The sequence below is a fragment of the Bradyrhizobium manausense genome, assembly GCF_001440035.1.
GTDB classification, from domain to species: Bacteria; Pseudomonadota; Alphaproteobacteria; order Rhizobiales; family Xanthobacteraceae; genus Bradyrhizobium; species Bradyrhizobium manausense.
Genome location: NZ_LJYG01000042.1, coordinates 59,817 through 79,513, shown reverse-complemented (window position 1 = coordinate 79,513; position 19,697 = coordinate 59,817). Strand labels below are relative to the sequence as shown.

At 61.8% G+C, this 19,697-nt stretch carries 20 protein-coding genes and 1 pseudogene; 6 read left to right on the top strand and 15 right to left on the bottom strand.

The features are described 5' to 3' along the window. Positions 1–948: 948 nt before the first annotated feature. On the bottom strand, positions 949–1,227 hold the full coding sequence (locus AOQ71_RS09150) for a hypothetical protein (protein WP_245316818.1): 279 nt from the start codon (positions 1,225–1,227) through the stop codon (positions 949–951). A gap of 68 nt (positions 1,228–1,295) precedes the next feature. Here AOQ71_RS09150 and sorB point away from each other — a divergent pair. Next, positions 1,296–1,530: pseudogene (gene sorB / locus AOQ71_RS09145) on the top strand (SorB family sulfite dehydrogenase c-type cytochrome subunit); the annotation flags it as partial. Between the two features lie 270 nt (positions 1,531–1,800). On the opposite strand, the gene AOQ71_RS09140 reads toward sorB, so the two are convergent. From AOQ71_RS09140 to AOQ71_RS09095, 11 genes are all read right to left on the bottom strand, one after another. After that, entirely contained in the window at positions 1,801–1,983 is a 183-nt protein-coding gene (locus tag AOQ71_RS09140) for a hypothetical protein (protein WP_057744750.1), read from the bottom strand. 291 nt (positions 1,984–2,274) lie between these two features. Beyond that, positions 2,275–2,703: a ubiquitination-like system serine protease family protein gene (locus tag AOQ71_RS47525; protein ID WP_083514073.1), complete on the bottom strand. Its 429-nt coding sequence runs from the start codon at positions 2,701–2,703 to the stop codon at positions 2,275–2,277. Further along, the gene (locus AOQ71_RS09135) at positions 2,700–3,881 is read right to left on the bottom strand and encodes a ThiF family adenylyltransferase (protein ID WP_057744747.1); all 1,182 of its coding nucleotides are present in this window, start codon (positions 3,879–3,881) and stop codon (positions 2,700–2,702) included. The genes AOQ71_RS47525 and AOQ71_RS09135 overlap by 4 nt, the downstream gene beginning before the upstream one ends. Then, complete coding sequence (locus tag AOQ71_RS09130; RefSeq protein ID WP_057744745.1) at positions 3,856–4,320, bottom strand: multiubiquitin domain-containing protein; 465 nt, start codon at positions 4,318–4,320, stop codon at positions 3,856–3,858. Before AOQ71_RS09130 ends, AOQ71_RS09135 begins: the two co-directional genes overlap by 26 nt. Positions 4,321–4,322: 2 nt before the next feature. After that, positions 4,323–4,535, bottom strand: a complete 213-nt coding sequence (locus AOQ71_RS09125; RefSeq protein WP_245316817.1) for a hypothetical protein — start codon at positions 4,533–4,535, stop codon at positions 4,323–4,325. A gap of 103 nt (positions 4,536–4,638) precedes the next feature. Then, positions 4,639–5,358, bottom strand: a complete 720-nt coding sequence (locus AOQ71_RS09120) for an ImmA/IrrE family metallo-endopeptidase (protein ID WP_057744817.1) — start codon at positions 5,356–5,358, stop codon at positions 4,639–4,641. A 1-nt stretch (position 5,359) separates the two neighbouring features. Beyond that, on the bottom strand, positions 5,360–5,695 hold the full coding sequence (locus AOQ71_RS09115) for a helix-turn-helix domain-containing protein (protein ID WP_057744742.1): 336 nt from the start codon (positions 5,693–5,695) through the stop codon (positions 5,360–5,362). Between the two features lie 792 nt (positions 5,696–6,487). Next, a complete protein-coding gene (locus AOQ71_RS09110) occupies positions 6,488–7,819 on the bottom strand; it encodes a tyrosine-type recombinase/integrase (RefSeq protein WP_057744814.1) in 1,332 nt (443 codons plus the stop codon). 715 nt (positions 7,820–8,534) lie between these two features. Next, positions 8,535–9,017: a transcription elongation factor GreA gene (gene greA / locus AOQ71_RS09105; RefSeq protein WP_057744739.1), complete on the bottom strand. Its 483-nt coding sequence runs from the start codon at positions 9,015–9,017 to the stop codon at positions 8,535–8,537. A 95-nt stretch (positions 9,018–9,112) separates the two neighbouring features. Next, positions 9,113–9,619 (bottom strand): hypothetical protein, encoded by a 507-nt coding sequence (locus tag AOQ71_RS09100; protein WP_057744733.1) that lies wholly within the window; start codon positions 9,617–9,619, stop codon positions 9,113–9,115. Positions 9,620–9,770: 151 nt separating this feature from the next. Further along, the gene (locus AOQ71_RS09095) at positions 9,771–10,142 is read right to left on the bottom strand and encodes a hypothetical protein (protein WP_057744729.1); all 372 of its coding nucleotides are present in this window, start codon (positions 10,140–10,142) and stop codon (positions 9,771–9,773) included. 495 nt (positions 10,143–10,637) lie between these two features. On the opposite strand from AOQ71_RS09095, the gene AOQ71_RS09090 reads away from it, so the two are divergent. Next, positions 10,638–12,179 carry a peroxidase family protein gene (locus AOQ71_RS09090; RefSeq protein WP_057744726.1) on the top strand — a complete coding sequence of 514 codons (1,542 nt, stop codon included), beginning with the start codon at positions 10,638–10,640 and terminating at the stop codon, positions 12,177–12,179. A 286-nt stretch (positions 12,180–12,465) separates the two neighbouring features. Here the strand turns inward: AOQ71_RS09090 and AOQ71_RS09085 are convergent, their stop codons facing one another. Together AOQ71_RS09085 and AOQ71_RS09080 are read right to left on the bottom strand one after the other, a co-directional pair. Then, positions 12,466–12,996 carry a hypothetical protein gene (locus AOQ71_RS09085; RefSeq protein ID WP_057744723.1) on the bottom strand — a complete coding sequence of 177 codons (531 nt, stop codon included), beginning with the start codon at positions 12,994–12,996 and terminating at the stop codon, positions 12,466–12,468. Between the two features lie 197 nt (positions 12,997–13,193). Next, positions 13,194–14,741 (bottom strand): acetolactate synthase large subunit, encoded by a 1,548-nt coding sequence (locus AOQ71_RS09080; RefSeq protein ID WP_057744811.1) that lies wholly within the window; start codon positions 14,739–14,741, stop codon positions 13,194–13,196. 327 nt (positions 14,742–15,068) lie between these two features. Between AOQ71_RS09080 and AOQ71_RS09075 the strand changes: the two genes are divergently transcribed. After that, positions 15,069–15,566 carry a L,D-transpeptidase gene (locus AOQ71_RS09075; RefSeq protein WP_430648614.1) on the top strand — a complete coding sequence of 166 codons (498 nt, stop codon included), beginning with the start codon at positions 15,069–15,071 and terminating at the stop codon, positions 15,564–15,566. 195 nt (positions 15,567–15,761) lie between these two features. Continuing rightward, positions 15,762–16,571, top strand: coding sequence for a DUF2927 domain-containing protein (locus AOQ71_RS09070; RefSeq protein WP_057744716.1), 810 nt, complete (start codon positions 15,762–15,764; stop codon positions 16,569–16,571). A 36-nt stretch (positions 16,572–16,607) separates the two neighbouring features. On the opposite strand, the gene AOQ71_RS09065 is transcribed toward AOQ71_RS09070, so the two are convergent. Further along, a complete protein-coding gene (locus tag AOQ71_RS09065) occupies positions 16,608–17,735 on the bottom strand; it encodes a threonine synthase (RefSeq protein WP_057744808.1) in 1,128 nt (375 codons plus the stop codon). A gap of 302 nt (positions 17,736–18,037) precedes the next feature. Between AOQ71_RS09065 and AOQ71_RS09060 the strand changes: the two genes are divergently transcribed. Together AOQ71_RS09060 and AOQ71_RS47520 are read left to right on the top strand one after the other, a co-directional pair. Next, complete coding sequence (locus AOQ71_RS09060) at positions 18,038–19,294, top strand: GTP cyclohydrolase II (protein ID WP_057744712.1); 1,257 nt, start codon at positions 18,038–18,040, stop codon at positions 19,292–19,294. A 7-nt stretch (positions 19,295–19,301) separates the two neighbouring features. Then, a partial coding sequence (locus AOQ71_RS47520) for a DUF1688 family protein (RefSeq protein ID WP_245316815.1) occupies positions 19,302–19,697 on the top strand: 396 nt, incomplete at its 3' end.

The window sequence follows — 19,697 nt, the reverse complement described above, 5'->3', positions numbered from 1 at the left end:
CAGCAGTCGCTGCGTCGCCGCTTAGCCGGCCAACAGGTAGATTGTTATTTGAATCGAGTGCACTATTCCTGCTGTTTGCTACGATCAGATGCAGTTTTCTAGCGCGCTGACGGGGCCCCTCGTCGCTTTGCAGCGAAGAAGTCTATTGTAGGACTGAGACGCATGAGCCGCGGCGTTTTGCGGGGAAGCTTGACCTTGGGGTGTGGATGTTGTCGAGGAGCTTCGTCGCGACTGCGGCACGTGGAGACGCGCCTAGAGCGATCAATGGTTGTTTAAGTGGCTCTAGAGTGACGGAAGAAATGGCGGACCAAGGGCAGATAGCGTGCAGCTGCGGAGCTATCTAACGCAATGAAATCAATCCACAAATGATATCAATTATCGAACAAGCCTTAGGTGCACCTTCTCCAGCGCTGCCACAAGTTCGGCGCGGCGCTCCTTCGTCAGCTTGTTAAGGTTTTCCTGCCGCTATTTAATCGCAGCAGGTCAGCCGCGCTCATCTTCAAACCAAGTTCCTAGTTTGAAAAACACACCCTTAAGACAAGCCGAACTGGACAAAATGCCGATATTGTAAACCACCAGAAGTGGGCATTCCAACGACGATCCGACGTTCGGAGTGGTTGCAGGAGCGGGATTTGAATTAGCGGACCGGCAAAAGCGCCCCGGGCACAGCCCAGATCAATCGAAGCGGTTCGTCCTATTTGTACGCCACAGCAACTCAGCAGCCGGGCCTGCGCACTTGATTTCTTTCTTGCTAGAGCAACCGTGCAGGCGCGTGAGCCGCTGATAAAGTGGGCATGCCTTCCGATCAACTGCGATTCCGTAGTTTCTCTCAAGCAGCTCCCGCAAGCGCTCGATGCGAGCGATCCGGAATGGATGGGCCGGGTTGGTCATCAGGGCAGGCCCGTCGAATCGAATGCGAAGAATCTAATTCCGTGCGACGAGCGGCGTTCATACGCCAGGCTGTCGGTCCTCTGCCGAATGCCAGTCCGCGCCGTGGAGGCGGATCATCTCGCGACGGGACCGCCCGATGAAGACGCGCTCAACGCAAAAGGCGGCGGTGACTGAAGCGGCCAGCGCAAGGCCGCAGGCAATATAGTCATTCATGAAATTCCAAAACATGTTGGTGCCGGCGACGCCGACAAAGGTAAGTGCCATGACCGTATTGCGAAATGCCTTAACCATGTTGCTCCCCCAGCCGGTCGGCGGAAGTTTTAGCATTGCAACCATGACGTTTAGCAGCGTTTGATGGTTGTGATCCGCCGTCTTTCTGCTCGATCAGCTCGGTCCGGCCGCTGGTCAACTATCAGATCCCGGACGAGGTCGCCGCCTTCAAGGCAGACTCCAACCTCGAAGCGGCCAAAGAACAATTGCACGGCCTGCCACTCGGCCGATTACATCGCCACACAGCCGCCAATGAAGGATAAAAAGGCCTTCTGGCAGGCCGAGGTCACCAAGATGATCAAGGTCTATGGCGTGCCGATCGACGATGCCGACGTCGGCAAGATCGTCGATTCTCTGGCCGCGACGTGAACTCCAGTGAGGCATCGTTTGAGGAGCCGTTGCCTGAATTGCACCAACTAGCCTCGACGCACGTGCTCGCGCGCGGAGCGAAGCATTGATCGTTCCGACCGAAGACCAGATCGCGACGGTGTTGGGACGGGCATCGGAATTGCCTGCGTCCTTTTGGGCCGCACCGCGGCATCATTCGGATCGAGGTGCTTGTGATTCAGCCGGAGGGCGAGTTTTTTTATGCCGACCACTACTTTCGAGCGGATTTCTGCCTCCTTGGACCTCACTATTTTAGTGCACCGCACGCTCGCTCGCGAGAACGACATCGCCAGCGTCGCCCAACAAATTGCGACGGCCCATGTTCGCCGAGCCGGTCTCATCGTTCTGGCTCCAGACCATCTGAAGATTGCCGAGAGTATCCGCCAAGCCCACATATCGGGCGAGGAAGTCGTACAGGTGCTGGACGCGCGCCACGATTGTGCAAGCGCGCCCTCACCAGCCCTTCGAGGGTTACCTTATGGGCACAAAGTAGACCCCTGTTGGGGCGAATAGACCGTCATGTGCTCCCGAATACTAGAAATCAGTCATCAAAAACGGTTACTTGCGCGGATTTGCCCGAGTCGCAACTAAGAGCTGAAGCAGATCATGCAGTATCCCCCGGAGCGTGTGGAGCACCCGTATCCGGCAATGACTGCTCCAGGTACCTCGCGGGATTTCGATCCCGACGAGGTGGCCCAGCGAACCTGCCAGCGCGCATTGGGCAGACTAGAGCCAACTCGTAAGTGCCCGCCACAGGCCTTTGATCGCATCCCAACGACGTCCCCAAAATCCTCGTTCGCTCCTGTAGCGATCGGCATGCGCCTGTTGCCGGACGCGTTGATCGCTGGTGCGGTTCGCAGCGATCTGAGCAGGAGTAAAGCCAAGCGCCCAATCTATGCGATTGCCCCTGATCCAGTAGTGAGATTGGCAGCCCGCGCTCCAATTGCCGATTGACGGATAGATACTTATGGACTCGCCCTGCGTCTCCAATCGCCACCGGCCTGGCTTGAGAGGAGTCACGATCTTGGTCCCGCATCCGCAACAGCAGTTATGCGCAGCCGTCGCGTACTTCTGGGAAATGTAGACGACTCCGTTTTCGAGGATTCTCGGTAGCCGGTCGACAAACTCGGGTCGGATGGAGTCGATCTTGTTCATACGATATCGCCCTTGGCGAGCAGGCTGTTTGCGATTGTATATGAAACCAAGCGCTCGTTGCCCAGATTGAAGTAAAAACTGCGAAGCTTCTTCCAGGCGATCACTGCGAGGCAAGCATTGAGTGCATTGAGGTCTGCGACCTGGATGTTCTTGTCGTATTCGTTATTGGCGTCGTCGGTAGCGAAAGGTATTCGCGCGCGAGCGCTTTCCCGAGCATCCGGCAGGCTCAGTACACTGCGGAGCATCCCGCCAATGGAATTGCGCTTGGCATACAGGCCCATGCCGACGTCGGCGAACGGTATCCCGAGCGCCTCAAGCTTGTCCACTATCGCGCGCTTGGCAGCTCCTCCTTCCATGCAGAGGAAGACAAAGGACATGCCATTCAGCTCGTCCACGTTCGTTGCATCAATATGGAAGGGATGCGGGACGATTCCGCGATGCATATGGGCATAGATCGATGCGAAATATTCTACCTTGAGAGGCTGCTCCCGCAATTCCTCAATTGCTGGCGCCCCAGGCGCGCGGAAAGCATTGTGCGTCAGGAAGCGGTCGGCATCAAAAATATGGATCTTTCTGACGGGCGTCTTGGCGACCATATCGAGCACGTAAGAGCCGGTCCCGCCAATCCCCACGATTGCTACCGCATCCTCCGCAAGCCTCGCAGTGATGGTGTTGATTTCCGCTCGCGCCGACGCCGTATCGAGATAATTGAAAGGTGAGTTGTCGTCTTCGGGCTCAATGACCCTGTGGGTTTTAGCTGTGACCAAGGGGTCAATGGCAGCGACGTGCTTGCCGAGAAGCGCGATGTAAGCCGTCATCTTCTCATAGTAATTCTCATAGTGCCCACAGGCCGGCTTTCGCGAGAAGGAATGCTGGGCGACAAACCCGCTCCCGAGATCGAACGACCCGCTGGTATGCTGTAAGACAGTCAACGTGTTCCCCTGGCTATCGCAGGGATATTCGCCGATGAACTTGGCCGTATGATCCTGCGGTTGCGCAGTGATATCGCCCGCAAGATCGAGGTTTGACGCGAGCGCGCCAATCGCGATCTCGCGCTTGCTGTTGACGTAGGGTACGTCTTGAACAACCAGGTTGCCGGCGTTCGTTACCAGAACATTGTAGCCCTCTTTGCGCAGCCGCTGGAGATCAGGGCTACGATCGATTGGTATGATCGACATCGAAGATGGTACCGTGTTTCTTCACCGTGACAGACCCTCCCTGCGGGAGGTCGCCATGATGCGGGATGCTCTTGGCGTGTTCAAAGCTCACCGTGAATTCCGGGTCTGTGCCGGTCGGAAGAACTGGAAATGCGATCTTGACGAGTTCGTCGAATGTCAAAACGTCATGATCGACAACCACGGGATCGGTGTTGACGATGATGATGTAGTGCTTCTCGGGAGCGTCACCGCTATGGAAGTGCTCGTCTTCTGTAAGGTGGATCGTCGGGCTGTCGATCCGTACGAGTTGGCCTTCCTGGTCGCCCACGACCTCCTTGTAGAGCACCTTCCCTTCGGGGACCTGGCCGAGGTCATAAAGGTCGGCGCCGGTCGTTGGATTCGGCGAGTGCAGCGGCTTCTGATCGATGTGGATACGCACTTCGTGCTGGTGGTCCGACATACTCAGTCTCCCTTGAGGATCTTGGAGAGCGAAGTGCCCATACGCTCACGCAGCGTATCGAGCCTCATGTCGCTGCGAACGCCGGGCGCAAAGTCATCGCCATAAGTCTTGCGCAGCGTTCCAACCAAAGTATCGCCGCGCTTCTGGCGAATCTCGCCATCGCGGTCGCGGCAACGGTCATCAAGTCCGGTCTTGCAGTGCTTCGACATCAACATTCCCTTTCTCAGCTCGGCTGCTTATCCGCCGATCTGCTAATTAGCGTAACACAATGACGGAGGAGATACAACCCGGGACATTTCCCGCTTCGGCGCCTGTGGATTAGAAGTTGAAAAGTGAGGGACCGGAGCCTGTTGGGCCGAGAATTCCAAGCTTAATGAGCCGGATACGGGCGGCGTCGGCGGAAACCTCGAACCCATCCTTCACAATCTCGATCAGATCCTGTCCGTGCGGATCGCGCTCGCCGACAACACCGAACAGTCCCTGTCGCTCCATATACGATCTGATGAGTTGCCGAAGCGCCGATGCCGGCATCAGGAACGCACCGCACGCATATCCTGCCTGCCACTCCATCCAGTCGGTCTGCACGGCATCGAGCATGGTGTCGCGGTAGCAGATTTGCATGTTGGCGGTAGGTTTGCGCCTTAGCAGATCGGCGCTGGGAGGCTCCATATCCCAGAGAATGGCATGAAACCGGACATGCCCATACTCATGGGCCAAGGTCGTACGAAGGCGATTTTGCCGACGCTCGTCCTCAGCCAAACGAGCCGAGATTTTGACTTGCGGCTTACGGCCGGGCTGAAAGAGGGTCAGACCCTCGACATTCGGACCATAGGCCGAAAGATCAGCGAACTGATCGAGGGACTCTGTATCGCGCTCGATCAGCACCGTTAGCTCGTCTGTGGAAACAGGATACTTGGCTTCGCCGCGGCGCTCCCTCAGAAAGCCGGCAACGATGCTTTCGCACTCCCTATCAAGCTCCTGCGGCTTGAAGTGCGGGCGCTGGGAAAACCTGCCAGTCTTGTCGGGAACGTATCGCACCCTATCGCCGAGTCCTTCCCTTCGGCGGCCCACCTCTGAAAGCAAGCATCGCGTCAGTGACTTCTTTCTCCGTCAGATTCTTTACTCGAACGTCTTCCGGAAAACGTCCGGCCAAATAGTAGAGCCAATCACGATTAATACCGAGGATGTCAGCAAATTGCTGCACCATGCGATCAGAAGAGGGGCTGCGGCGATCATGTTCGATGTCATTCAGATATTGCGGCGAGATCGGCTCCTCGTCTTCGCGCAAAATCCGCGATGCCAGATCCTTTAGGCTCCAGCTCTTTGCCTTTCGGGCCTCGGCGATGGCCCCGCCGAAAGTCTTCTCAGTCGCCATAACACCCCTTGCGACGCGCTTTGAAACGCTAATACGCGGATTAGCGTAGTCTTATCCCGGATTCTCGTCAATTCTCTTATGTTCTGGCTCACGTGTTGGCTGACTGCCGTGGAGTGATTGAAACTATTTGGTAATCCGAGCCGGAATTGGCCTGACCCATTGCCAAACAATGGTTTTCCTTGAGAGCCTTCGGGAAGGCCTTGTATAGCATGAAAAAGCCCGCCAGAGGCTTGCTAATTTATTGATATAACTTAGAAAAATTTTGTTGTGGGATAGGATTTAACCCGTGACCTTCAAGTTATGAGGCCGAAGATCGGAAGCGAAAAGAGTTCCCGGGCGCGTCCCAGACCAATCGAAGCGGTTCGTCCTATTTGTACGCCACAGCGACCCAGCAGCCATATCTGCGCACTTGATTTCTTTATTGCTAGAGCAGCCTGCGATCTTATCGCCTCAGACCAATCGTGGTTCGAGACTGAGGCATGAGCGGCAGGGACGAGAAGGCTCCGATCGAGGCGTTAGGGTCGCCAAGTAGCCGGAAAATGCCACACGCCACGAAGCGCCATCGCAAGAACCGTGGCATGCCGCCACCCGCGACATTCGATATCGATACGCTACCGGGCAGCTCTAATTTGACGGCATTAGAGGCCGCCGCGGTCATCCGGCGCACGCCGGGAGCGCTGGAGCAGTGGCGGCGCGATCCGAATCACCCGCTGAAATGGCGCTACGTCGACGGCCGCCCGCTCTATCGTGTCGATGCGGTGCGCGACTATCTGGCCGGATACGATAAGGCAGCTAAGCGCCCTCAGCCGCATAGTGCTCGCGGAGGCGGCCGAGCAGCTCAGCCTTGATGGGGTCGAGCGGATTCGTCCGCTGCAGGCGCACAACCTTGCCGACCCGTGTCGCACCGAGCAACTCGGCGATGTAGTCATGAGCCGCTTCGAACGCCATCTTACGGATGATCCACTGTTCGTCGTGATTGTAGACCTGATCGATACCGCTCGGCTTTTGCCCGACACACAGCCGCTGGATTTCGTTGTCGTAGCCGCAGCGCGACATGATCGTGCGCAAGCTGCGCCTCAGGTCATGCATGGTGAACTTGTCAACACCCGCTTCCTTGACCAAACGGCTGACCATTTTGGTGAAGCCCGACATCTGGCCACCGGTCTTCGGTGACGGGAAGACATAGTCGGAAGTCGCGCGTTGAAAATGTTTCGCGGCTGCGAGCACCTCGTCGACGAGGTGAGTACGCGGCACGTCATGGTGCAGACCCATCTTGGTCCATGCCGCATCGAAGGTAATGCGGTCATCCATGATGTCCTTTTGCCACCTGATCATGGTTGGCTCGCTACGGCGCGGGCCACCTAGCAGGCACATGCGCGTCAATAGTCCGAAAGCCCCCAGCTTGCCGGATGCATGCCAGACCTTGATGATCTCCTCATCCGCCAGCGCGCGGCCCTTCGTTCGGCGCCCGACCCTTTGCGCACGAGTTTCCTTGGGAGCGCGATAGCCGGCGAGCACGTTGTGATCGACGTAGCCTTCGCCGACGCACCACTCGAGGAAGGTATGCGTGTGCTTGCGGAGGTCTTTGGCTGCTCCGCGCTTACCAGTCTTGGCGACCTTGTCGACCGCCGCCATGATTTGCCGTCGCGTCAGCTCGGCGATGGCGAGATCGAAGTGATCCTTAAGACCGCGTCGCAGCGCCGACATTGCTGGTTTCCAGTTGACGACCTGACGTCCGGTCAGGGACTTTTCGTAGGGGCCATCTTCGATGATCAATGTTGCCAGCGTGGTGCACTGCGTCTCGGCCAGCTGTTGCCGCTTTGCCTCGCGCTTGGCGTCGTTCGGATCCACGCCCTTGAAGACCTCGCCCGCGGCGATGGTGGCGGCCTTGCGCGCTGCCTTCTCATTATATTTGGGCCACGCGCCGAGCGTCTTGCGCTGGGTCCCCCTCACCCCCGGCTTGGTGAAAAGGTAGACCCAGGTCCGGCCGCCGGTGGCGCGCATACGCAGGGCGAGGCCGGGCAGTTTGTCGTCATGGAGATAATACTGCGCCTTGCCCGGCGGCAGCGTGGCGTTGCGGATCACCGCATCTGTGAGTGTCAGCTGGTTGGTCGGCTCCGGCATGATCCCTGCGCTCCCTGTCGCGGTGTGCCCCGCAGCCGCCCGGATCATCCGAGCGAAGGGAAAGTGATCATTGACTTTCCTTCGCTTTTCCGCCTCGGGGCACACCAATGTGGAAGGACGGCCCCTTGAAGAACAGAGCGAGCACAGACCTTCCCCGATCTGTGTGCCCCAAGGGAAGATTCCGCGGGGGCACAGCGGGGGCACACAAAATGTAGTTAGGTCAGCCATGGCCTGCTATGGCCACAAATGGCAAAAACACCTGCACTGCAAGCGCTTGTCCACTTTTTACTATGTCTGACTCACGTTGGCTAGGGACTATGGATTGTGGTTCACACGGGAGAGGTCCAAGGTTCGATCCCTTGTGCGCCCACCACGCTTCGCCAAAAGGCTTCGCGTGGCTCGAAGAGCATGGACGGACTGACGTCTTGCTCCCGCTCCGTCGAAATCGTCAAAACAACCCCATGCACAGTAGCCGGCGCCGGCCGGACGGACTACGAATTTTCCGAATTTGTCTTGCTCCGTCGGGCAAAACAGGAGCATGATGCAATCATCAGAAAGGCGGGCGCTGCGGGCCGGACGCCCGCGAGCAAGCACTGCTCCAACCACGTCATTGCGAGCGCAGCGAAGCAATCCAGAATCTTTCCGTGGAGAGACTCCGGATTGCTTCGTCGCAAGGGCTCCTCGCAATGACGGAGGGCACGGCCAACGCGCTGCCTTAAGCGATCGCCAGCACCTCGATCTCCTGCGCGCCCGTGCCCACGACGTCACCCACCGCCTTCCCCATCAGCGACTTCGCGACCGGCGATACGAACGAGATCGAGCCCGCCTTCGGGTCGGCTTCATCCTCGCCGACGATGCGGTAGGTCTGCACGCGGCCGTCGGCACGGCTGAAGGTCACGGTGCTGCCGAAGGCGACGACATCGTTCGAGACCGGATTGGGAACGAGCTGCGCGGTGCGCAGCCGTTCGCCGAAATACCTGATATCGCGCAATGGCACCGCCGACTGCCGGCGTTTTTCGTTGACGTCGTCGACGGCTTGCGCGGCTTCATAGGCTTCGCGCGCGAGATGGAGCTGCGACTGCAAGGCCTGCAGGCCTGCTTCCGTCACGAGGTTCGGATGCGGCGAGATCGGGCGATCCGGCAGCAACGTCTCGGAGGCGGTCTCGGCGCTCTCTTCCTTGGTAAAGGCAACGCTCAATTCGAAAATCCTGTCGAACGGTGAACACCCCTGCCAATCGGGGAGAGGTGGACGAGTTCCTGGGCTCGCATCGATCTAACCCAATCCATTGATCCTTATATCTCAAGTTCGACGAAACGACGGAGCTTGAAGACGAGGTCTGGCAGGGCCTGGCGGAACCGCGTCGCATTCTGGAAATTGGTCGAGAACGGCGCGAAGGTGATCATCGCGTTCCAGTGCCTGTAACCGTAGACCGTGACCGAGACGCCGGAGGCGGGAAACCCCTCGATCTTTCTGAGCTCGCCAAGCGCGAGATCGGCGATCGCTTGCGCCGGCAAGAGCCGCTTGCCGTCCGCCGTCAGGGGCTGACCGGCAGGCACGACCGGCTTCGCAGCCGCCGCCGCTGCATCGGATGCGCCGTTGGAGGGGTCACCGGGCGGGGTCTGGAGCTTCGGCGACTCCGCTTCGGGAATTTCGGGGATCGCTGCGGCGGGCGCCGGCGCCGACGCAGCCGGAAGGAAGTCGGCAAGCGGCGGCGGGCTCGCCGCATCTGCACGCTTGTTGCCGCCCAGGATGCTGCTGATCATCGCCACAAGGCCAGCATCCTTCGCATCGTCAACCATCTGATCATCCCCCTCGCCCTGGCCTAGTGTAACACCGGCTCCGGAGCCCGCCACTGGGGACGCAGATCAGATCAGCCATCACGCCTGCATGGCTCCCGTCAGGTTCCACCGCGGCGCGAGGCGGGTGCACATCGCGCCGCAGTGCAGTCCGTCACTTCTTCTCGAACGGAATGTATTGCTGGTACTCCTTCGGTACCGAGCTGCGATAACGCGCCGGAACGGTGCCGCTGTCGATCGAATGATCGATCTCCTGCTGCCGCGTCATCTTCTTCTTCGCCGGCTTCTTCTCGGCACTCTTCTTCGCGCCGGCCGGCGCGGTGGAGGTGTCGGTGCTTGCTGCCGGCGTCGAGGTCGCAGCCGGTGCGGTGGTCGCAGCAGGTGCCGTGTTGGCAGCAGGCGGCGTGGTGGCGGCAGCCGCCGGCGGTGTGGTCCCCGCGGCGGGCGCGCTCTGCGCCAGTGCAAGCGGTGTCTGCATGATGAGCGCCAGCGCCGCAGTCGCAGCCAGCAGATATGATCTTTGCATCACAACCTCCAAAATGTCTGATCCCCAATAGGGGAAGCGTAGTCCCGCAGGATCGACGCGTGCAAGTGCTGGGAAGATAGGCGGGACCGCGGCTGCAAACTGTGGCCGGGATCACATTGCCGAACGCAGCGCACGCTCCGGCACCAGGACACGAACGACAATGCGTCGGAGCAGTCCGGGAAGCCGCGACCGTCGCCGCGGCAGCATGCACTCAAATACAATTTTTACGCGAACAGCAAGTTCGCTTCGTCAAGCGTTCTCGAAGCGCTGATGGCGATGACGAGAATGTTATCCGGCATCTGCGTTGGAGAAATTTGCGATGCGCATCCGCAGCTTGCTCGCAGCACTTGCTGCTGGAACCGGATCGACACCGCGCAATGTGTGAAGCAGCGCATTGAGACGCCGAACTGCTGCGTCTAGCCTCACCTGCATATTTCATCACGAACAACTTCAGCTTTAGTTGCTTTCCGTCGTAACTTTTCAAGGAGGTACTTTATGAGCAGTCGTCACGCCACTACGCCGCGCGGCCTCAACGCCACCCGTTCCCCACTGTCACAAGGCCGCTTCGGCCGCATGTTTCGCACGCTGACGCCGGCGACGTTCGGTCCGAACGAAGCCGACAACATTGCCAACCTCTCCGCCCTCGCCGATAACATGGTCGGCGATTTTGATCCGCCCAAGGACGGTCCCGATGCCGAGGAGAGCGGAATTCCCGCGCTCTACACTTATTTCGGCCAGTTCGTCGATCACGACATCACCTTCGATCCGGTGAGCTCGCTGGCCAAGCAGCAGGATCCCGACGGGCTCATCGATTTCCGCACGCCGTCCTTCGATCTGGACAATGTCTACGGTCGCGGGCCGAACGATCAGCCCTACATGTACGACGGCAACGGCAAGTTTCTGCTCGGCGACCCGCTCACCGGCACCGGCGTCTCCAACGCCAATGACCTGCCGCGCTTCAGGGGTCGCGCCCTGATCGGCGATCCCCGCAACGACGAGAACAGCATCGTCTCGCAGTTCCAGGGGTTGATGCTGCGCTTCCACAACCGCATGGTCGACGACAACGGCGGCCTCTCGTTCCAGGACGTGCAACAGCGTGTCCGCTTCCACTACCAGTATGTCGTGCTGAACGATTTCCTGCCGCGCATCGTCAATGCGACCGTGCTGAACGATCTCAAGACCGGCGGCCGCTACGATCGCAGCAAGCTCGCCTACTATCACTGGAAGACCTATCCCTACATGCCGGTCGAGTTTTCGGTCGCGGCCTACCGGCTCGGTCATTCCATGATCCGGCCCGGCTATCGGCTCAACGACGCCGCCAACATGCTGCTGCAGATCTTCCCCGACCCCAACAACCCCGACACCAACGCGCTGACCGGCTTCCGCAGCATGGGGCCCGGACGCGCCATCGACTGGGGTCGCTTCATCGACGTCGACACACGCGCCTATGGCGTCGAGGACGACAGCACCAATCCCGACAACAAGCGGCGCCTCCAGTTCGCCTATCGCATCGACACCTCGCTGGTCGATCCGCTGCGCCAGCTGCCGCCGGAGGTCGCCTCCAACCCGTCGTCGCTGGCGCTGCGCAATCTCGAACGCGGCTGGCGGCTTGGCCTGCCCTCGGGCCAGGCGGTCGCGAGGGCGATGCACCAGACGCCGTTGACCGACGAGCAGATCAAAATCGGCCGGGCGGTCGACAATCCCGGTGCCGGCGACCCGCAGGTTCCGATCGCGTCGATCGCGAACGGCGCGTTCAAAGGCAATTGCCCGCTCTGGACCTACATCCTGGCGGAAGCGCGTCAGTACGCGACAAAGGTCACGGTCGCCGCCACCGGCGCGCCGGCGACCGGAATCACGACGCCGCAGCTCGGCCCGGTCGGCGGCCGCATCGTCGCCGAAGTCTTCCTCGGCATGATGTTCGGCGACGCCTCCTCCGTGCTGTCGCTCGACCCGAACTGGGCGCCGGTGACCGGTCCCGATTTCAAGCTGAAGGATCTGGTGACCTACGCGCTCGGTAATGGTGCTCCGCTGCATTGAGCGGGTGAGGGTTCACGATGCGAGGCCGTCCGTGTCATGCGGGCGGCCTTTTTGTTTTCACGCGCGTGAATGATGGCAAGGACTAGTGCGCCGACGAAGGTGCGTTCCCTCCCCTTGTGGGGGAGGGCTAGGGAGAGGGGTAGCCCAGCAAAAGGTTTCGATTATTGACGATGAAATGAGGGCAGCTAAATCCCCGTGTGGTACCCCCCTCCCTGGCGCTCCCCCACAAGGGGGGAGGGAACGGAGAGAGCGGTGCTGTAGGCCCAACCCGTTCGGCTTCAGCACGTCACAATGCAGTCTTGTGCGCGGCTGTGAGGCCGCTCTCCGCAAGCCGCGCCGCGAGCCAGAGCGACTGCGGCGGATCGAGGACGCCGCTGAGATAGACTTCCGACATCGTCACGCCGTGCTTGTCCAGCACCAGCAGCACGCCGATCCAATAGGCGAACCAGATATGCGGATCGGTCAGCGCCATCAGCTTGTGCTGGTCGTGCTCGAGCGGCGTGTGATTGCTGGCCTTGCGGATCTCGATGGTGAGCAGATTGTTCGGGATCTCGCGCTGGTGCACGACGACGTCAGGATAGATCGACTTGCCGAGATGATCGTCGGTCGAGATGATGCTGCCGCGCGGCAGATGCAGCGTGCGCTCGCCGAGGCGGTCGTAGTTGCAGTCGACCGCCCAGCCCGAAAATTGCTGCTCGAGATAGACGGCGAAGCGGTGCGTGATGGCGCGTTCGCCGACGTCCTTCTCGAACAGGAATGTTTCCTGGGCATAGAACTCCCTGAGCGCCGCGATCACCTTGTTCAGCTCGGTCTGCATCGTGCCTCCGGGCCATCACGCTCCTAGTTCGATGTCGTCCCGGCGGAGGCCGGGACCCATACCGCGAGGACTATCAAGTGTGCTCGGTGCATGTGCCGGACTCCGAGTCTTCGCCAAACCGCTCCCCGGGGTTATGGGTCCCGGCTCCCCGTGCGCAATTGCGCACTAGGCCGGGACGACGTGGGGAGAGACTTGGCTTACATCACGACCTCGATCAGCCGCGGGCCCGGCTCGGCGACGGCTTCGGCCAGCGCCTTGTTGAACTCGTCGGCATTTGTCACCGCGCGGCCGGGCACGCCCATGCCCTTGGCCAGCGCGACGAAATCGAGCGTGGGACGGTCGAGCCTCAGCATGTCGTTGGCGCGCTGGCCGGGCTCGCCGGCGCCGACATTGTCGAACTCGCCGCGCAGGATCTGGTAGATGCGGTTGGCGAACACGATGGTGACGATGTTGAGGTTCTCGCGGGCCTGCGTCCACAGCGACTGGATCGTGTACATCGCGCTGCCGTCGCCGACCATGGTGATGACCTTGCGATCCGGACAGGCGATCGCGGCGCCGATCGACAGCGGCGTCGAGAAGCCGATCGAGCCGCCCATGTTCTGCAGCCAGTCATGCGGTGCCGCAGCGGCCGTCGGCGGGAAGAAGCCGCGGCCGGTGGTGAGGGACTCGTCGACCATGATGGCGTTCTCGGGGATCGCACAGGCGATCGCCTGCGCGATCGAGGCGAAGCTGAGCGCACCCGTCGGCTTGACCAACTCCTGCAAAGCTTGCGGCTTGACGTCCCTGGCGCTGGCCTTCACGGCGCCGGCGAGCGCTTCCAGCGCCGCCACCGAATTCTCGCCCCAGGAGGTCATGCGATGGACCTCGCAACCCTCGGGCTTGAGCATGCTCGGCTTGTTCGGATAGGCGAAGAACGCCACGGGATCGTCGGACTCGACCAGCACGATGTGACGGAATTTTGCCAGCATCGGCAGCGCGTTCTCGATCACATAATGGATACGGTCGATCGAGTAACGGCCGCGGCCGCGCGCCATCTTCGGGCGAAAGGTCGGGCCCATCACGGTGCAGCCGGTCTTGCCGGCGATGCGCTCGGCCAGCGCCAGGCCGTGCTCGCTCAAGGCGCTGCCGGTCATCAGCAACAATGTCCCCTCGCCGTCCCCGTGCAGGATCCTTGCGGCCTTCTCGACCGCCTGCGGCGAATAGCTGGCGCGCTGCTGCTCGGCCGGGACCTCGGCGATGCCGTCGGCCTCGTTCCAGGCGGTGTCTGCGGGGAGGATCAGGGTCGCGATCTGCGGCGGGGCGCTTTTGGCGGCGGCGATCGCGGCGGCGCCGTCGGCGGCGACCGCCTTGGAATTCGGCGAGGTGCGGACCCAGGATGACATCGGCCGGGCCAGGCCCTCGATGTCGGAGGTCAGCGGCGCATTGTAGTCGATGTGGTAGACGGCATGCTGGCCGACGATGTTGACGATGCCGGAATTGGCCTTCTTGGCGTTGTGCAGATTGGCAAGGCCATTGGCGAGACCCGGGCCGAGATGCAGCAGGGTGGAGGCAGGCGTGCCCTTCATGCGGAAATAGCCATCGGCCGCGCCCGTCACCACGCCTTCGAACAGGCCGAGCACGCAGCGCATGCCGGGCACGCGGTCGAGCGCCGCGACAAAATGCATCTCTGAGGTGCCCGGGTTGGTGAAGCAGACGTCCACCCCGCCCTTGACCATCGTCCGCACCAGGCTTTCCGCACCGTTCATCCCATACTCCCGCAAGGCCATTTCCGACGTTCCATCGGATCAATCATTGTTCGCGCGGCCCGTCAAAGCAAGTGCGGGCATTGCGGCCCTGTCCCGCGCCGCGATGCGCTTGTTTGGCTAACAGTGTTTTGAGGCGGTTTCCGATTTGGTAACGGCAACCACCACGCCTCACGCGGCCGTGGCTTGCGAAACGCCGGCAAATATGGCCTGTGTTTTGCCATTGAATCGATTTTTTTGCTGGGGGAATGAATGATCCGGTTTCTTGCCGCAACTGTCGCCACCATGGTGGCCGCGACGATCGGAGCGAGCAGCGCATCCGCCGCGGGGATGGTCGACTTCACGGGCACCAGTTCCACCGGCTATCTCGGTGGCGGCGCGAGCCCGATCCCACGTGCCACCGTCATGTATAACGGCAATTATGCCCCCGGCACGGTCGTGGTGAACACGGCCGAGCGCCGGCTCTATCTGGTGCTCGGGAACGGCCAGGCTTTGCGCTACGGCATCGGCGTCGGCCGCGACGGCTTCCGCTGGGGCGGGGTGCACAAGATCACCGCCAAGAAGGAATGGCCGGAATGGACGCCGCCGTCGCAAATGCTGGCGCGCCGGCCGGACCTGCCGCGCCACATGAAGGGCGGCATCGAGAATCCGCTCGGCGCGCGCGCCATGTATCTGGGCTCGACACTCTATCGTATCCACGGCTCCAACGAGCCGGAGACGATCGGCCAGGCCGTCTCCTCGGGCTGCTTCCGCATGACCAATGACGACGTCACCGACCTCTACAGCCGCGTCAATGTCGGCACGACAGTGGTGGTGCTGAACAACTAGCCGCATCGACGGTGCCGTAGGGTGGGCAAAGGCGCATTTGCGCCGTGCCCACCATCTGTCTCGATCGCGAAAAATGCGTGGGCACGCTTCGCTTTGCCCACCCTACGGCACCGTGCCTGAAGCGGACGGAATCTGCTCGACGCGCGCATTTGCGGACTTGTGTGCACGCAGCGAATACGGCAGCGTTGCACGACGATGAGCGCATTGGTCCCACCTGCCCTACGCTTCGCCCTGCTGGCGTTTGCAGCGCTCACATCTGTGCCTGATACCGCTACCACGGCCACCGCCGGCGAATTGCCCGCGGTCGCCTCGCGCCAGCGCACCGAGAAAAAAAGCTTTACCGACGCCGAGATCGTCGACGGCTTTTTCAAGACTGCCTTCGGCGCCGAATACCATCTCGCCGGCCGCGTCGATCGCATCCGCAAGTTCGACGCCCCGGTGCGCGTGTTCGCCGAGACCGACCGCGCCGACCGCAAGGTGCAGCTCGGGAAGGTCGTGGCCGACATTGCCGCGCGCGTGCAGCATCTCGACATCGCCATGACCGACACGAGCGAAGCGGCCAATGTGCGGGTGAAGCTGGTGCGCGACCGCGACCTCTACCGCACCATCACAAGCTTCTACGGCGCGGAGAAGGCGCGCGAGATCCGCACCTCGCTCGATCCGCAGTGCCTGTCAGGATTCCGCAAGAACGAGCAATTCGAGATCGAGCATTCCGACGTCATCCTCACTGTCGACGTCAGCGACTTCACCTTCCTCGACTGCGCCTACGAAGAAGTGCTGCAATCGCTGGGGCCGATCAACGACACCGCGAGCGTGCCGTGGACCATGTTCAACGACAATGTGTCGATGGGCTATTTCGACGTCTACGACCAGTACATCCTCAACCTGCTCTACGATCCCCGCATCAAGGCCGGCATGACCGTGCCGGAGGTGAGAGCGGTGCTGCCCGAGGTGCTCGTGGATGTGCGCGCCTGGGTGAGGCAGGTGAATGATTTGAAGGAGTGAGGTGGTCCGTCATTGCGAGCGTAGAGACGCCCCACCCTACCCCACCAAATCGGCCACCGTGGTCGCGGCTTTCAGCCCTGTGCCGGTGAGGACTGCGACGGTGGTCTCATTCGCCTTGATGGCACCGCTGGCGGCGAGCTTCTCCAGCGCCGCGGCCGCGCTGGCGCTGGTGGGCTCGGCGAACAGGCCCTGCCGCGAAAGACGGCGCAGGGCGGCGACGATCTCGTCTTCCGTGAGCGCAACGGTGCCGCCGCCGCTCTCGCGCAAGGCACCTATGATCTCGCGCAGGCGCAGCGGATGCTTGATCGCGGTGCCTTCGGCGATGGTCTTGCTCACCTCGCGCGCGACGGGCGTGTCGACGCCGGCCTTGAAGCTGGCATCGATCGGCGAGCAGTTGAGCGGCTGCGCCGCGAACAGGCGCGGCAGCTTTGCAATCTGCCCCGCCTTCAAGAGCTCGCGGAAGCCGAAGGCGCAGCCGAGCAGGCTCGAGCCGGCGCCGACCGGGACGATGACATTGTCGGGCGCGCGAAAGCCGAGATCTTCCCAGATCTCATAGGCGAGCGATTTGGTGCCCTCGAGAAAGAACGGCTGCCAGTTATGGCTGGCGTAAAAGGTCTGGCGCGATTGCCTGATGGCTTCGGCCTCCGATTCCTCGCGCGGACCTTCGACGAGTTGCACTTCGGCGCCATAGGCGCGCACCTGCGCGATTTTTGCGGGAGAGGTCGAGGCCGGCGCCAAAATCTTCACGCGGATGCCGCCGGCGGCGCCAAGGCCTGCCATCGACGAGCCGCCATTGCCGGAGGAATCCTCCAGAATGGCGTTGACGCCGATCTGCCGGAGAAACGACAGCATCACCGCGGAGCCGCGGTCCTTGAAGCTGCCGGTCGGGTTGAACCATTCGAGCTTGAAGAACGGCCGCAGCTCGCCCCAATCCTGCGCGACCAGTGGCGTGCAGCCGGTGCCCAGCGAAATCGGATCCTTGATCTCCACCGGCAGCGCCGCGCGGTAGCGCCACAGCGACCGCGTGCCGCGATCGATGTCGTCGCGCGAAATCCCCGCCCCTGGTGTCACCAGCAGCGGCGTGCGCTCGTCCGAGCACCAGCGCGGCTCATGCAGGGAATAGAGCTTGCCATTGCGGGGATCGATGTAGCTGGCGGTGGACATGTTGGTTGAAGGCATTGGCGCACTCCGGGGGCAATCCGCCCGGTATGTCCGAATACGCCGGCTTTATCCAGTCGGCCGACGCGCCTCTTCAAAAAATTTAACAATTACATAGATATAGGGCGCATCCAGGCGCCTTCGCCGATCCGGGCCGGCCGGCGCGGCGGGCCGTCCCGCACGATTAACTTGTCTGTCGCCAAGGGCCGTTACAATATGGTGGATTGCGTCGCCGGGCTCCGCTCCGGCAACGCTGATAAGCCAGGCCCGTCCGAGCGGCGGGCCGTTGGCTTTTTGGGAGTTTGGCCATGAGCCGCGCGAACCGTACTGAGCATATCCGCCTCACCTCTCATCCGGAGCCGGGCAAGAAAGCCGCCTACCCGATTCATTGGGGCGCCGCCGACGCGCGCGCCCGCGGGCCGATCATCGGCACGGTGTCGCGCACCGGGGATCGCAACGTGATCGGCAGCCATGGCGGCTCCTATGCGATGTACCGCGCGCTCGCGGTCTCCGCCGGCGCGCTCGATCCGATCCGGCGCCCCGATCTCACCAACACCTTCCCCGCGGCGACGATCGGCCCGTTCGAGCAATGGCGCGATCCCGCCAAGATCGTCGCGCTCGATCCCTGGGGGCATCTGGTCGCCGAGAATTTCGGCAAGGACATCGCCGAGGGCGTCGATATCAGGCCGAGCATCGCGGTGACGCGGGCGCGGCTCGACCTGCCCGAAATCCGCGAGGCGCTGGCGGCCAAGCGCCTGCGCGCCGATGGCGAGGTCGTGCACGCCAATGGCAGCGTCTCGGTGGTGAAGATCGCGATCGATCCGGTCTGGTACCTGCCCGGCCTTGCCGAGCGCTTCAAGACCAACGAGACCGAGCTGCGCCGCACGCTGTTCGAGCAGACCGCCGGCATGTTCCCCGAGCTGGTGACGCGCCCCGACCTGAAAGTGTTCCTGCCGCCGATCGGCGGCACCACGGTCTACATGTTCGGCGATGTGACCAAGCTGCCGGACCATCGCACCAAGATCACTTGCCGCGTGCACGATGAGTGCAACGGCTCCGACGTGTTCGGCTCCGACATCTGCACCTGCCGGCCGTATCTGATCCACGGCATCGAGGAATCCGCGCGCGGCGCGCAGGAGGGCGGGCTCGGGCTCGTCGTCTACAACCGCAAGGAAGGCCGCGCGCTTGGCGAAGTGACAAAGTTCCTGGTCTACAATGCGCGCAAGCGCCAGGAGGACGGCGATGCGGCTGCCGCCTATTTCGAGCGCACCGAATGCGTCGCGGGTGTCCAGGACGCGCGCTTCCAGCAGCTGATGCCGGATACGATCCATTGGCTCGGCCTGAAGCGCATCGACCGTTTCCTGTCGATGAGCGACATGAAATACGACGCGCTGACCTCGCAGGGCATCGACATCGTCGAGCGCGTGCCGATCCCGCCGGAGCTGATCCCGGCCGACGCCTATGTCGAGATCGCCGCGAAGAAGGCCGCCGGCTATTACTCCACCGACATTGCGCCGGAGAAGGACGTGGGTGGCGTGGTCGGGCGTTCGCTGGAAAAATACTGATCTGGTAATGGCGGACGCTTCAGAACAAGAGGCACGCGCGCTGCTGACCGCGAAGGCGGTTCGCGCGCGTGCCGAGCGGATGCTCGAGATCGGCCTGAACGGCGCCCTCACGCATTTCACCATCGATCTCGATCGCATGGATGGCGTTGCCGAGGCCGTGCTCGCGGTGACGCGAAAAGCCTATCCGACGCTCGACATTCCCTTCCACGCGCGCTGGCGGCATTTTGTGTCCGGCGGCGTCGACCGCTGGGCGCAATTGGCCGATGCGACCTCGTGGCCCGATCGCGCGGCGCGGGCGCGCGCGGAGTTCGACCTCGCCATCGTCAGCGTGCTGCTCGACGCCGGCGCCGGCGCGACCTGGCGCTATCGCGACGCGGTGACGGGACAAGGCATCGGCCGCTCC

What these genes read in the sequence shown, in the direction of transcription:
- AOQ71_RS09150 (WP_245316818.1), bottom strand. Translation starts at nt 1,227, where the DNA reads ATGGTTGCAATGCTAAAACTTCCGCCGACCGGCTGGGGGAGCAACATG.
- AOQ71_RS47525 (WP_083514073.1), bottom strand. Translation starts at nt 2,703, where the DNA reads ATGAACAAGATCGACTCCATCCGACCCGAGTTTGTCGACCGGCTACCG.
- AOQ71_RS09135 (WP_057744747.1), bottom strand. Translation starts at nt 3,881, where the DNA reads ATGTCGATCATACCAATCGATCGTAGCCCTGATCTCCAGCGGCTGCGC.
- AOQ71_RS09130 (WP_057744745.1), bottom strand. Translation starts at nt 4,320, where the DNA reads ATGTCGGACCACCAGCACGAAGTGCGTATCCACATCGATCAGAAGCCG.
- AOQ71_RS09125 (WP_245316817.1), bottom strand. Translation starts at nt 4,535, where the DNA reads ATGTTGATGTCGAAGCACTGCAAGACCGGACTTGATGACCGTTGCCGC.
- AOQ71_RS09115 (WP_057744742.1), bottom strand. Translation starts at nt 5,695, where the DNA reads ATGGCGACTGAGAAGACTTTCGGCGGGGCCATCGCCGAGGCCCGAAAG.
- AOQ71_RS09110 (WP_057744814.1), bottom strand. Translation starts at nt 7,819, where the DNA reads ATGCCGGAGCCGACCAACCAGCTGACACTCACAGATGCGGTGATCCGC.
- AOQ71_RS09100 (WP_057744733.1), bottom strand. Translation starts at nt 9,619, where the DNA reads ATGGTTGACGATGCGAAGGATGCTGGCCTTGTGGCGATGATCAGCAGC.
- AOQ71_RS09095 (WP_057744729.1), bottom strand. Translation starts at nt 10,142, where the DNA reads ATGCAAAGATCATATCTGCTGGCTGCGACTGCGGCGCTGGCGCTCATC.
- AOQ71_RS09090 (WP_057744726.1), top strand. Translation starts at nt 10,638, where the DNA reads ATGAGCAGTCGTCACGCCACTACGCCGCGCGGCCTCAACGCCACCCGT.
- AOQ71_RS09085 (WP_057744723.1), bottom strand. Translation starts at nt 12,996, where the DNA reads ATGCAGACCGAGCTGAACAAGGTGATCGCGGCGCTCAGGGAGTTCTAT.
- AOQ71_RS09080 (WP_057744811.1), bottom strand. Translation starts at nt 14,741, where the DNA reads ATGAACGGTGCGGAAAGCCTGGTGCGGACGATGGTCAAGGGCGGGGTG.
- AOQ71_RS09075 (WP_430648614.1), top strand. Translation starts at nt 15,069, where the DNA reads ATGGTCGACTTCACGGGCACCAGTTCCACCGGCTATCTCGGTGGCGGC.
- AOQ71_RS09070 (WP_057744716.1), top strand. Translation starts at nt 15,762, where the DNA reads ATGAGCGCATTGGTCCCACCTGCCCTACGCTTCGCCCTGCTGGCGTTT.
- AOQ71_RS09065 (WP_057744808.1), bottom strand. Translation starts at nt 17,735, where the DNA reads ATGTCCACCGCCAGCTACATCGATCCCCGCAATGGCAAGCTCTATTCC.
- AOQ71_RS09060 (WP_057744712.1), top strand. Translation starts at nt 18,038, where the DNA reads ATGAGCCGCGCGAACCGTACTGAGCATATCCGCCTCACCTCTCATCCG.